Here is a 12406-nt window from a genome sequence, read left to right on the forward strand (position 1 = left end):
GTCAGTTGGCTCCTGCTGGTGCGGTCGTGATAATGGAAGGTGAGGGCGGTGTGGATACGTGAATCGCGGGCGCGCTTCGCGGCGCACTCATCGCGAGAATCTTGCAGTCGTCGTGGCGCCATGCGATCTCGATCGCGCTGCCGGGCGAAGGCAGCGCATGGCGCTGCGTGTTGGGCACTTTCACGACGATCGAATCGCGCGAGCCGAGCGTCAGGTGCACACGATGATGATCGCCGCAATACACCAGTTCCTCGACGCGCGCACGCACTACGTTGTTGTGTTCGTCGGCGTGGGTGCCTTCCGCGCCCGGGATATGCGCGCGTTCGGGGCGCAAAGCGAGCATCGCTTCGTCGCCTGCGCGCAGGCCGTGTTCGCAGCGGCCGCGAATGACGCTGCCGTCCGAGAGCGCGAGCGTCGCCCAGCCTTCGCCCGCATTGACGACGCGCCCGGTCAACCCATTGTTCTCGCCGACGAAGTTAGCGACGAACGCGTTCTGCGCGTTCTCATACAGTTCGCTCGGTGTGGCGGCCTGCTGGATACGGCCATCGGAGAACACGGCGACGCGGTCCGACATCGTCAGCGCTTCGGCCTGATCGTGCGTCACATAGACGATCGTGAGCGACAGCTCGCGATGCAGGCGCATGATTTCGTATTGCATGGTTTCGCGCAGGCGCTTGTCGAGCGCGCCGAGCGGCTCATCCATCAGCACGACGCTCGGCTCGAACACGAGCGCGCGTGCGAGCGCCACGCGCTGCTGCTGTCCACCGGAGAGCTGAGCGGGACGCCGGTTCGCCAGATGCGGCAGTTCGATCATCTCGAGCACGCGCTTCACGCGCGTCTTCTGCTCAGCGCGGCTCACGTGCCGCACGGAGAGCGGAAACGCGACGTTCTCCGCAATCGTCAGATGCGGAAAGAGCGCGTAGTTCTGAAACACCATGCCGATGTCGCGTTGATGCGGCGGCTTGTCGTCGAGCCGACCGCCGTCGAGGCGAATCTCGCCCTGGGTGGGCGATTCGAATCCCGCGAGCATCATGAGCGTGGTCGTCTTGCCCGAGCCCGAGGGGCCGAGCAGCGACAGGAATTCTCCCTTGCGCACGTCGAGATTCAAGTCTTCAACGACGTATTGGGCGCCGTCATACGATTTGCTCACGCGCGAGAACGAAATGAAGGAAGGGTTTGACATCGTGATCGCGTCCTGTCGATGGTGCGTCGTAATCAATGTGTGCCGAGCTTCGTCGCGACGATTTTGCCAGCGACATAGCGCGCGAAGTCATAGTTGGGGCGTTCGAGAGGGCTCAGGTGGCCAGGCTTCGCGCGCGGCGCGTGCACGCCGCGAAAGACCGCTTCCACGCCGCGTTTGTCTTCCGCATTCACCTCGTCGAGTAGTTTCTTCAACGTGGTCATGTGCGCGTTCGCCTCGGCGTCCGCGATGAACTCTGGTGCAAGGCCGCCGCCGAAGCGGATATGCACGCGCCCCACACCTTGAGGTTGCAGCACGAGATACCAGAAGTAACCCGGCGTGAGCGTGACGAGATGCGTCGGGTAGATCGCGAGCAGCGCTGTGGTCTTGCGCCAATGTCCCGTGAGACGCGTGTTGTCCGGATGCGCATTGCCGATGGGCAAGGACGCTTCCTTCGTGATCCAGTGATAGTTGAAGGCGGGATAGCCCGGCGGGCATTCCATTTCTTCGAGCCGCGAATGCGGTCCTACCGTCGCGCGATGCAGCATCGGCAGGTGATAGCTTTCCATGAAGTTTTCCGCGAGGATCTTCCAGTTCGTATCCCACACGTGCTCTTCATGGAAGGTTTCGATGTAGTCCGACATGCCGTATGCGCCGATGAGCTCGCTCAAACTGGAAAGCTGCGTATGCACGGGCGGCGCGTTTTCGTCGAGCGTCACGTAGAGCCAGCCTTGCCATTCTTCGCAACGCACGGCGGGCAGCCTGTAGCTTTCCTTGCAGAAGCCCTGTTGCCGGTCCATGAGCGGCGCGCCTTGCAGCGCGCCGTCCAGCGAATAGTTCCAGGCGTGATAGGGGCAGACGATGCGACGCACATTGCCGCGTCCTTCGAGAAGTACCGACATCCGATGCAGGCACACGTTCGACATCGCCTTGAGCTGCATCTGTTCGTCGCGCAAGACGACGATAGGTTGCGCTCCAATGCGCGCCGTCATGTAATCGCCGGGCGCCTTGAGCGCGCTGGCGCGACCGGCGCATTGCCATTCCCGCTCGAAGATATTGCGCTCTTCCAGCAAGAGGAATTCGGGCGACGTGTAGACCCCGGGCGTCATCGCATGCGCATCGCTGAATGATCGTTCGCAACCCGTCTGCAGCTCGTCGACAAGCGCTTGCACTGCGATCGTCCTTGCTGGGTTGGCCATGGTGTCCCCCTGATTCATCACGGTAAGAGCGCGCCGTCGTGAGGCTTTGCGGCGTGGCGCTCAACATGGACATCAATCTATCAAGCCAAATTGCAAGCCAAAATATTGTTTTCGGATACAAAGCAAAGCTTTTACCTATGCAGCGTGCACGGACTTGAAGCAGACGATTGAACGCTTTTGAATCATGCGTCGATGTGCAGTCGCCGGATATAGGTCTCGCAGAACGATGCAAAGCGATGCACAACCTGGCGCGGCTTCATCGTGCGCGATTGCGCGATGCCGAGCATCGTTGCATTGACGTTGTCTTTGAAGCGTTTAATGACGAACTCTTCGCCATCCACGGTGCGATTCGACTTGAGCGGAAAGTTGAGCAGGCTATAGCCGAGACCGTTGGCCACCATGCCGCGCACGACTTCCGGCTGCGACGAACGGAACGCGGGCACAGGGCGGCTGCCCACCGCATCGAAGAGCGCGGCGAAATACTCGCGGCTATGCGGCAGATCGAGCATCACATAGGGCTCGGGCAGGAGGTCTGCGAGCGATACCTTGCGCGCGCGCGCGAGCCGATGCGTCCTCGGCAGGATCGCATAAGGCGGCAGCGAGAGCAGCGGCGTGAAGGCGATGTCCTCTGTCAGGTCGAGGCTGTAGGTGAGGGCGATATCGAGCGAACCGTCGTGCAGGCCACGCAAGAGGCCGTCCTGATGCGCCTCGACGGTGCGAAACGAAATGCCCGCGTGCTCGCTCGTGAAACGGCTGATCAGCCCCGGCATGAGCGGCGGCGCGAGCGAGACGAGACAGCCGAGCGCGATGGCGCCCGTCATGCCGCTATCCATTTCCTTAGCGGTCGCCTGCAATTCCTCCGCGATCTTCAGCAGATTGCGCGCTTGCCCGAGCAGATCGCGTCCCGCTTGCGTGAGCGAGAGACCGCTCGCGTGATGCCGTATGAAGAGTTGCACGCCGAACGACACTTCCAGGTCCGCCAGCGCCGTCGAGATCGACGGCTGCGAGATGTGCAGACGCTTCGCGGCGGCAGTGAACGACAGCGCTTCCGCAGTAACCACGAAATAGCGCAACTGGCGCAACGAATAGCGCAACGGGTGATTCTCCATCGACGACGCTCCATATTCAAGGTCTTCAATGGGCGGCATTGTGAAGCGGCCAAAAAGCCTTGCATAGGTAAATCCGATGCTATGCATTTTTTAAATATATTTTTCAGATTCTGAACGGGCGCGTAGATTTTCACGAAAGACGAGCGGCCCAGGCGGCACACGCATCGGAAAGCACTAATGGGCCGGCTACGGTCGCGAGCACTCGAAGGCCGCGAGGCCGCGATCGAATCGAAATAATCTGCCTCTTCAGAAGGACATAGTCATGACAGTGAAAAGACCGTCAATCGATACGCTGGTGGTCGGCGCCGGTCAGGCCGGCGTCGCCATGAGCGAACATTTGAGCAGGCTCGGTGTGCCGCATCTCGTGCTGGAGCGCGCTCGTATCGCCGAGCGCTGGCGCACGGGACGCTGGGATTCGCTGGTTGCCAACGGTCCTGCATGGCACGATCGTTTCCCCAATCTCGAGTTTGCGGACGTCGACCCGGACGCATTCGCTTCAAAGGAGCAGGTCGCGGACTATTTCGTCGCTTATGCGCAGAAGTTCGAAGCGCCGATCCGCACCGGCGTGGAAGTGACGCAGGTCGTGCGTAATGCGGGGCGGCAGGGCTTTACCATCGAAACGTCGGAGGGCAGGATCGAGGCCAATCGCGTAGTCGTCGCGACGGGACCTTTCCAGCGCCCCGTCATTCCGCCGATTGCGCCGCAAGATTCGAGTCTCACGCAGATTCATTCCGCCGACTATCACAATCCCGGGCAATTGCCCGAAGGGGGCGTGCTGGTGGTGGGTGCAGGATCGTCCGGCGTGCAAATCGCGGACGAGTTGCAACGTGCGGGCAAGCGCGTCTATCTGTCGGTTGGCGCGCATGATCGTCCGCCGCGCGCCTATCGCGGTCGCGATTTCTGCTGGTGGCTGGGCGTGCTCGGCGAATGGGACGCGGAGGTCATGAAGCCCGGCAGGGAGCACGTCACCATTGCTGTGAGCGGCTCGCGCGGCGGTCATACAGTGGACTTCCGGCGTCTCGCGCATCAGGGCATCACGCTCGTTGGTCTCACGAAGTCTTTCGACAATGGCGTGGCCACCTTCGAAGCCGATCTCGCGGCGAACATCGCGCGCGGCGACGAGAACTATCTGTCGCTGCTGGACGCGGCCGACGCGTACGCCGAGCGCAACGGTCTCGATCTTCCGGGAGAGCCCGAAGCGCGCGTCATCCCCGCCGATCCGGAGTGCGTCACTCATCCGTTGCACGATCTCGACCTGGCGAAGGCCGGCGTGACGTCGATTGTCTGGGCGACCGGCTATGCAGTCGATTTCAGCTGGTTGAATGTCAACGCTTTCGATGAAAAGGGTAAGCCGAAACATCAGCGCGGCGTATCGAAGGAGCCGGGCATCTATTTTCTCGGTCTGCCCTGGCTGTCGCGTCGTGGCTCGGCATTTATCTGGGGCGTATGGCACGACGCGAAGCACATCGCCGATCACATCGTCACGCAACGCAAATATCTGGCGTATTACGATGAATCGCAACGCCATGCACCGAGCCGCGACGAGGAAAGCGCTGAAAGTGCCAATGGCGCATCCGCCGGTTCACGCGTCCATAAAGTCAGCGAGACGGCCGTGAATTGATACATACGCCTCTCTAGTCCGCGATCTATTTCTTCCCAGCATTAAGGTGCATTGATGAGCCAACCTACGCATACCCGTATCCGCATGTTCAACACGAAGGATACCTATCCGAACCAGACGCTCGACAACGATCTTTGTCAGGCCGTGCGCGCCGGCAACACGATCTATGTACGCGGCCAGGTGGGTACGGACTTCGAAGGCCGTCTGGTCGGCCTTGGCGATCCGCGAGCCCAGGCCGAGCAAGCGATGAAGAACCTCAAACAATTGCTCGAGGAGGCTGGCAGTGATTTGTCTCACGTCGTCAAGACGACGACTTACCTGACCGACATCCGTTACCGCGAGCCGGTCTATCAGGAAGTCGGAAAGTGGTTGAAAGGCGTATTTCCCATTTCCACCGGCCTGGTGGTGGTCGCGTTGGGTCAGCCGCAATGGCTGATGGAGATCGACGTTATCGCCGTCATTCCGGATGGATGGGCACGGCCGAAAGCCTAAGGAGCGGGACATGACATTCTCTATCGTCGGACGTTGTCCACAATCGGGGCAGCTCGGTATCGCGATCAGTTCTTCGAGCATCGCGGTGGGCGCTCGATGCCCGTGGGTGCGGGCAGGCGTTGGCGCGGTGGCGACTCAGAACGTCACGCTGCCCGCACTTGGCCCGCAGGTTCTCGATCTTCTGAAGAGCGGGCATTTCGATCCCGCCGCAGCATTGGACCGTGCGCTCGGAGCGAGCGAGTGGTGCGAATATCGGCAGGTGACGGTGGTCGATAGCCAGGGCCGCACCGCGTTCTTCAGCGGCAAGGAAGCGCTGGGCACGTATCACGCGGTAGCCGGCAAGCAATGCGTAGCCGCGGGCAACATGCTCGCCGGCGTCGAGGTGATCGAGGCGATGGTTCCGGCGTTCGAACAGGCCTCCGGCGCGCTTGCCGATCGGCTGCTCGCGGCCATGCATGCGGCGATGACCGCCGGCGGGGAGGCGGGGCCCGTGCATTCGGCGGCGCTCAGTATCGTGGGCGACCTGAGCTGGCCGATGGTCGATTTGCGGGTCGATTGGGCGGATGACGATCCCATCGGCCAGTTGGACGGTTTGTGGCACGCGTATCGGCCGCAGATGCAGGACTACCTGACCCGGGCGTTGAATCCGACCGCCGCGCCCAGCTATGGGGTGCCGGGCAATGAATGACAGATCCAGCCGTGCGCTGCTCGAAAGATTGATCGGATTTGCCACGGTCAGCCGCGATTCGAATCTGGACATGATCGAGTTCATTCGACACTACCTCGAGGAACTCGGTGTCGAGAGCGAGCTGTTCTACAACGCCGAGCGCACCAAGGCGAATCTGTTTGCGACCATCGGTCCGCGTGAGCGAGGCGGCATCGTGCTGTCCGGCCATACTGATGTGGTGCCGGTCGAAGGTCAGGCGTGGACCGTCGATGCATTCCGTCTCACCGAACGCGATGGGCGACTGTATGGCCGCGGCACGGCCGACATGAAGGGCTTTATCGCATCCGTGCTGGCGGCCGTGCCGAGGTTCGTCGAGCGGGAGTTGAAGCTGCCGGTGCATCTCGCCTTTTCGTACGACGAGGAAGTTGGATGCCTCGGCGTGCGGCCGATGCTGGCGGAACTCGTGCGGCGTCCGCATAGGCCAGTCCTGTGTTTGATCGGCGAACCGACTGAGCTCAAACCGGTGCTGGGCCACAAGGGCAAGCTGGCGATGCGGTGTCAGGTGAAAGGCGCCCCTTGCCATTCGGCCTATGCGCCGTATGGCGTCAACGCCATTCAGTACGCGGCGCGGATGATCGGCCGTCTGGAAGAGATCGGCGAGCAACTGGCACAGCCCAGGCATCACGACGAGCGATTCGATCCGCCGTTCTCGACTGTGCAGACCGGTGTGATCAAAGGCGGCCGTGCGCTGAACATCGTGCCGGCAGAATGCGAATTCGACTTCGAAGTGCGCGCGCTGCCGGGTTTTGACGCCCACCAGGTGGCCGACGAGTTGCAGACCTACGCCGAAGCTGAGTTGCTGCCGAAGATGCGCGCCGTGAAGTCCAACGCCGACATCCGCTTTCAGTCGCTCTCCGCTTATCCGGGACTGGCTACCTCGCCCCACAGCGAAGCGGCGGGTCTGTTGGCGTTGCTCAGCGGTTCCAATGAGTTCGGCACGGTAGCGTTCGGCACGGAAGGCGGACTCTTTGAGCACGCGGGCATTCCTGCAGTGGTCTGCGGACCGGGCAGCATGGACCAAGGGCATAAGCCGGATGAATTTGTCACCGTCGAGCAATTGAGCGACTGCGATGCAATGCTGGCTCGTTTGGTGGATTACCTTTCAGCCGCTTGTTGAGACGGATGCATCAAGAATGGTGCCGCGGCGGTACGTTATCAGATAGCGAGCTTGCCGGGTCGAGCCGAAGCAGGATGATTCGTAAGCATGGAGCTGGAGTAAGGCGCTAAGGCGTCGACTCCGGTCGACGCTTTGCATGGGACCGGAGTAAGCGCTAAAGCGCTAACTCCGGTCGACGCTTTGCATGGGACCGAAGTAAGCGCTAAAGCGCTAACTCCGGTCGACAAGGAGACGAACTTGAATACTTCGCAACACAACGCTTCGCCGTTGATCGAAAAACACACCATCGGCTACGTGCCGCCTGAAGATCGCCACGGCAAGGTGCGCGATCTGTTCACGCTATGGTTCGGCGGCAACATCGCTCCATTGCCCATCGTCACCGGTGCGCTCGGCGTGCAGATCTTCCACTTGAACTTGCTCTGGGGCATCGTCGCGATCGTCGTCGGTCAAGCCGTCGGCGGTGTGCTGATGGCGCTGCATTCGGCGCAAGGCCCGCAAATGGGCATCCCGCAAATGATTCAGAGCCGCGCACAGTTCGGTTCATGGGGGGCGCTGCTCGTCACCGTGATCGCAGGCGTGATGTACGTGGGCTTCTTTGCGTCCAATATCGTGCTTGCCGGAAAGTCTCTGCACGGCATCGAACGTGGCGTGCCGGTGCCCGTCGGCATCGTGATCGGTGCGATGGGATCGGGGCTGATCGGGATCATCGGCTATCGGTTCATCCATATCCTGAACCGCATAGGAACCTGGGTGCTCGGTATCGGCATCTTCATCGGTTTCGGCTATATCCTCACGCATATCTCCACCGGCGATTTTCTGACGCGCGGCGGATTCAATTTCGCCGGCTGGCTCGCGACCGTTTCGCTGTCGGCGCTCTGGCAAATTGCTTTCGCCCCGTACGTTTCCGACTATTCGCGCTATCTGCCGGAGAACGTGCGAGTCGCATCGACGTTCTGGGCAACCTACCTCGGCTGCACGATCGGCTCGACGCTCGCGTTCGCCTTCGGCGCGGTAGCCGTGCTCGCGGTGCCCCCCGGGGCCGACGCAATGGACGCCGTCAAGCAGGCCACCGGACCGCTCGGGGTGCCGATGCTCGTCCTCTTCCTGTTGAGCGTGATCAGCCATAACGCACTGAATCTCTACGGCGCGGTGCTCGCGGCCATCACGTCGCTGCAGACGTTCGCTTATCGCTGGATTCCTACGGCGAAGGCGCGCGCCGTGCTGTCGATTGCGGTTCTCCTCGCATGTTGCTACGGCGCGATCGGCGCTTCGACGAATTTCGTCGGCAACCTGGTTGATCTCGTGCTCGCACTGCTGGTCGTCCTGGTGCCGTGGACCGCGATCAACCTGATCGACTTCTATGTCATTCACAAGGGGAAATACGACATCCGGTCGATCTTCCAGGTGGACGGCGGCATCTACGGCCGCTTCAATCCACAGGCGCTCATTGCCTATGGGATCGGCATCGTCGTGCAGATTCCGTTCATGAACACGCCGATGTATGCGGGTCTCGTGCCGAAGTATCTCGACGGCGCGGATCTCTCGTGGGTTATAGGTTTGCTTCTGACGTCGCCGCTGTATTACTGGCTCGCGTCGCGGGACACCAACTATCGGCGCAGACAGGCGGGCGCCGGTGTCACGCGTCGCCCGATGAGACAGTCATGACCGCTGGGGTGCTTCCGCATCAAGAATTGCTGGCAAGCGTTGCCGTACTTTCAGCGGCGTCTGGGCAATGACCACGCCGTATTCAGCCAGTAGCCCTCGTACTTGGTTTGATCTGCGCTCTCCGGTCCCGCATCAGCAAGCTGCGGATGCGATGCATGGACTGGATGTCCTGGCGTGTGGTGGCACGGCGACCGTGCGCATATCGACAGCGACGGTTACCGGTACATCCTTGGCCGCTCCGACGACACGCTTAAGATCGCAGGAAAGCGGGCGGGTCCGTCCGAGGCCGAGGCGCTGGTCAGCGCGACGGGCCTCGCGGCCGAGGTCGCCGCGATCGGGGTGCCCGACGTCGTGAAGGGCGAATCGCTGGTGCTCGTGGCGACGCTGATGCAGGGTGTCGCCGCGACGCCGGAGACAGGCAAGAAACTGGCCGATGCGGTTGTTGCCGGTCTCGGGGTGGGGTTCCGGCCGTCGGCGGTGGTTTTCGTGCCGGACCTGCCGAAGACCCGCAACATGAAGATCATGCGCCGCGTTGTGCGCGCCGTCTTCGTCGGTCAGTCGCCGGGGGATATTTCATCGCTGGCCAATCCTGAAGCGATCGAAACGCTGGCCGCTGCCGTGCGCGCGACGCAGGAACATTGAGCGAGAAGGTGCCTCGCGATCCGACATGGGCGCAGGCAGACTAGAGTCACAACGCGAGAGGCCGCGAACGAGACGGTCGCGCACCCATTGTATCGCACAGGACAATCCCGACTAAAAAGCTATTGCGAAATTAGTTGAACAAAGAATTTAGATGCTATGTGGGAGGGCCGCGACAGAAAGTCAATGCGTAAGCTAACGACATAAAGGGCTCATGGATATGAGCATAGCGTTCTTAGGGAATGGTTAGGCGTGGGAACGGTCCCGTTACAAGCTGATCTCCCGATGCTTCAAATTAGAGAAAATGAAAATCATTAGATCAATCCATGAATTGCGCGACCAGTTGCGCGGCCAGAATCGCACCGCCTTTGTACCGACCATGGGCAACCTGCACGAGGGCCATCTGTCGCTAATCATCAGGCCGTCGAGTCTGGAGACGAGGAATAGCTAGGATTCAGGGGAATGTCTGGTGCGTGCCCTTTTTGTCGCCTCAGAGTAGCCTGGAGCCCCCTCAGCTCAAAACTTCCCTCAATCATTTTTGTTCATGCTAATTTAAATAGAAGACGCATCTGTCATGCAGGAATGAATACGAGGCGGGCAATCGACAATGGTCATCGGCAAGCGATTGACTGGCGTTGAGCGTCTCCTGTCGAACACGCTTTGCAAGCGAAAAGGCACAAGCGAGCCGCAGGCCGGCTGCCTTTGAGGAGGGGTTTCGGTGGCAAGTACTGTTTTTGGCGAGAGGGCACCCTCCGCGCGCACCCCGGCGCCGCGCCGGCGCGTCGCGCTGTCAACCCTGGCCGCGCGCACGCTGGTCGTTCTCGTCTATGCCTTCATCCTGAGTCCGCTGGTTTTCGTCATTTGGCTGTCCTTCTTCAAGGACGTCATCATCACGTTCCCGCCGTCCGGCTACACGACAGCCTGGTACCTGAATGCATGGCGCAATGCGGCATTCGCTGACGGCTTCATCTTCAGCATGAAGATCGCGCTGTGCGCGGCGGCGATCGGCGTGAGCCTCGGCGTAGCGGCGGCACTCGGCATCGCGCGGTACCGCTTCAAGGGCGCTCCGGCCGTCAACATGCTGCTGCTCTCGCCGCTCGTCGTGCCCGGCATCGTCGCCGGCGTCGCGGTCTATCTGTTCTATCTGCGCGCGGAAAACGCGCTCAATATGGACATCGTCGGGACGTTCTCAGGGCTGTTGCTTGCACACGTATGTCTGACTATTCCGTGGACCATGCGGCTCGTGTCGGCCGCGATGAGCGGACTCGATACCAGCATCGAGGAAGCGGCCCGCAACCTCGGCGCCACCGCCTCCCAGACCTTCTGGCGCGTCACCCTGCCGATGCTGCGGCCGGCGATCGTCGCCTCCACGCTGTTTAGTTTCATCATTTCGTTCGAGAACCTCGAACTCTCACTGCCGCTCGTCGGTCCTGGCTACACGACGCTGCCGATTGCGATCATGCAATACCTCGAGTTCAATCTTGATCCGACCATCGCCGCAGTCTCCGCCGTGCAGATCGTTCTGCTCGGCATCGTGATGCTGGTCACCGACCGGTTCGTGAAGCTCAGTCAGGTGATATAAAAATGGCGCAGGTCGAGATTCGCAATCTTCGCAAGCAATTCGGGCAGGCCATCGCTGTCGCCGATTTTTCGCTCGACATCGCCGACGGCGAGATGGTCGCCTTCCTCGGTCCAAGCGGTTGCGGCAAGACCACGACGCTGCGGATGATCGCCGGCTTCGTTGAACCGAGCGGCGGTTCGATCGTGATCGGTGGCAAGGACGTCACCCATACGCCGCCCAACCGGCGCAACACCGGCATGGTGTTTCAGCGCTACGCGCTGTTTCCGCATATGACGGTCACGCAGAACGTCGAGTTCGGCCTCAAGATGCGCAAGCTGCCCGCCGTGGAGCGCGACGAGCGCATCAAGCAGGCGCTCGACATGGTGCGCCTGACGGCATTGCACGACCGTTATCCGCGGCAACTCTCGGGTGGCCAGCAGCAGCGCGTGGCCATCGCTCGCGCGCTCGCCATCCGGCCGGAGGTGTTCCTGCTCGACGAGCCGCTCTCGAACCTCGACGCTAAATTGCGTGTCGAGGTGCGCGAGGAGATTCGCGCGCTTCAGCAGCAGCTTGGATTGACCACCATTTTCGTCACGCACGATCAGGAAGAGGCGCTCACCATCGCCGACCGGGTGGCCGTCATGCATGACGGCCGCGTGCAGCAGATCGGCCGCGCCGAGGCGCTTTACGAACGGCCGGCCAATCATTTCGTGGCCGATTTCCTCGGCAAGATGAATTTCTTCGAGGGCGCATTCGATGCCGACGGCCGCTTTGTCACGCATCGCGGTACGCCGATCGGCATCGGCGCGTTGCAGGCCGCGAACCCGGCCACACGCGTCATGGGTTTGCGGCCCGAACGGCTTTCGCTTGGCGACGCGCCGTTGCCCGACACGAATAGCCTCGCTGTCACGATCTCATCGCTGGTCTATATGGGTGCGACCGTGGAAGTGCGGGCCGTTACCGAGCGCGGCGATCTTGTCGTCGCCCATGTGCAGAACAATTTTCGCGGCGACGTCGGCCGCCTGCTTGCCGGCACCAAGGCCTTCGCAAGCTTTCATAGTCAGGACTGTGTTCTTTTCAATTAAACCAACTGCAC

General features: G+C 61.3%; 11 protein-coding genes and 1 pseudogene. 9 read left to right on the plus strand and 3 right to left on the minus strand.

What is annotated here, in order from left to right:
* Position 1 precedes the first annotated feature (1 nt).
* The 3 genes from ACAX43_RS31285 to ACAX43_RS31295 form a co-directional block, all read right to left on the minus strand.
* A complete protein-coding gene (locus tag ACAX43_RS31285; RefSeq protein ID WP_370712208.1) occupies positions 2 to 1183 on the minus strand; it encodes an ABC transporter ATP-binding protein in 1182 nt (393 codons plus the stop codon).
* A gap of 32 nt (positions 1184 to 1215) precedes the next feature.
* Positions 1216 to 2379: an SRPBCC family protein gene (locus ACAX43_RS31290; RefSeq protein ID WP_370712209.1), complete on the minus strand. Its 1164-nt coding sequence runs from the start codon at positions 2377 to 2379 to the stop codon at positions 1216 to 1218.
* A gap of 182 nt (positions 2380 to 2561) precedes the next feature.
* Positions 2562 to 3488, minus strand: a complete 927-nt coding sequence (locus tag ACAX43_RS31295; RefSeq protein WP_370712210.1) for a LysR substrate-binding domain-containing protein — start codon at positions 3486 to 3488, stop codon at positions 2562 to 2564.
* A 262-nt stretch (positions 3489 to 3750) separates the two neighbouring features.
* Between ACAX43_RS31295 and ACAX43_RS31300 the strand changes: the two genes are divergently transcribed.
* The 9 genes and pseudogenes from ACAX43_RS31300 (at position 3751) to ACAX43_RS31340 (ending at position 12395) form a co-directional block, all read left to right on the plus strand.
* Positions 3751 to 5109: a flavin-containing monooxygenase gene (locus ACAX43_RS31300; protein ID WP_370712211.1), complete on the plus strand. Its 1359-nt coding sequence runs from the start codon at positions 3751 to 3753 to the stop codon at positions 5107 to 5109.
* A gap of 54 nt (positions 5110 to 5163) precedes the next feature.
* A complete protein-coding gene (locus ACAX43_RS31305; RefSeq protein WP_370712212.1) occupies positions 5164 to 5601 on the plus strand; it encodes a RidA family protein in 438 nt (145 codons plus the stop codon).
* A gap of 10 nt (positions 5602 to 5611) precedes the next feature.
* Positions 5612 to 6289 (plus strand): DUF1028 domain-containing protein, encoded by a 678-nt coding sequence (locus tag ACAX43_RS31310; protein ID WP_370712213.1) that lies wholly within the window; start codon positions 5612 to 5614, stop codon positions 6287 to 6289.
* A complete protein-coding gene (argE, locus tag ACAX43_RS31315; RefSeq protein ID WP_370712214.1) occupies positions 6282 to 7445 on the plus strand; it encodes an acetylornithine deacetylase in 1164 nt (387 codons plus the stop codon). The genes ACAX43_RS31310 and argE overlap by 8 nt, the downstream gene beginning before the upstream one ends.
* 237 nt (positions 7446 to 7682) lie before the next feature.
* Entirely contained in the window at positions 7683 to 9110 is a 1428-nt protein-coding gene (locus ACAX43_RS31320; RefSeq protein WP_370712215.1) for a cytosine permease, read from the plus strand.
* A gap of 174 nt (positions 9111 to 9284) precedes the next feature.
* The gene (locus ACAX43_RS31325; RefSeq protein ID WP_370712216.1) at positions 9285 to 9752 is read left to right on the plus strand and encodes a hypothetical protein; all 468 of its coding nucleotides are present in this window, start codon (positions 9285 to 9287) and stop codon (positions 9750 to 9752) included.
* A gap of 301 nt (positions 9753 to 10053) precedes the next feature.
* Positions 10054 to 10164: pseudogene (locus ACAX43_RS31330) on the plus strand (pantoate--beta-alanine ligase); the annotation flags it as partial.
* Positions 10165 to 10536: 372 nt separating this feature from the next.
* On the plus strand, positions 10537 to 11331 hold the full coding sequence (locus ACAX43_RS31335) for an ABC transporter permease (RefSeq protein WP_370712263.1): 795 nt from the start codon (positions 10537 to 10539) through the stop codon (positions 11329 to 11331).
* A 2-nt stretch (positions 11332 to 11333) separates the two neighbouring features.
* Entirely contained in the window at positions 11334 to 12395 is a 1062-nt protein-coding gene (locus ACAX43_RS31340) for an ABC transporter ATP-binding protein (RefSeq protein ID WP_370712217.1), read from the plus strand.
* The last annotated feature ends 11 nt before the right edge of the window (positions 12396 to 12406 follow it).

Origin of the sequence: Paraburkholderia sp. IW21, assembly GCF_041321145.1 — a bacterium.
Lineage (GTDB): Bacteria > Pseudomonadota > Gammaproteobacteria > Burkholderiales > Burkholderiaceae > Paraburkholderia.

What these genes read in the sequence shown, in the direction of transcription:
- ACAX43_RS31285 (WP_370712208.1), bottom strand. Translation starts at nt 1,183, where the DNA reads ATGTCAAACCCTTCCTTCATTTCGTTCTCGCGCGTGAGCAAATCGTAT.
- ACAX43_RS31290 (WP_370712209.1), bottom strand. Translation starts at nt 2,379, where the DNA reads ATGGCCAACCCAGCAAGGACGATCGCAGTGCAAGCGCTTGTCGACGAG.
- ACAX43_RS31295 (WP_370712210.1), bottom strand. Translation starts at nt 3,488, where the DNA reads ATGGAGAATCACCCGTTGCGCTATTCGTTGCGCCAGTTGCGCTATTTC.
- ACAX43_RS31300 (WP_370712211.1), top strand. Translation starts at nt 3,751, where the DNA reads ATGACAGTGAAAAGACCGTCAATCGATACGCTGGTGGTCGGCGCCGGT.
- ACAX43_RS31305 (WP_370712212.1), top strand. Translation starts at nt 5,164, where the DNA reads ATGAGCCAACCTACGCATACCCGTATCCGCATGTTCAACACGAAGGAT.
- ACAX43_RS31310 (WP_370712213.1), top strand. Translation starts at nt 5,612, where the DNA reads ATGACATTCTCTATCGTCGGACGTTGTCCACAATCGGGGCAGCTCGGT.
- argE (WP_370712214.1), top strand. Translation starts at nt 6,282, where the DNA reads ATGAATGACAGATCCAGCCGTGCGCTGCTCGAAAGATTGATCGGATTT.
- ACAX43_RS31340 (WP_370712217.1), top strand. Translation starts at nt 11,334, where the DNA reads ATGGCGCAGGTCGAGATTCGCAATCTTCGCAAGCAATTCGGGCAGGCC.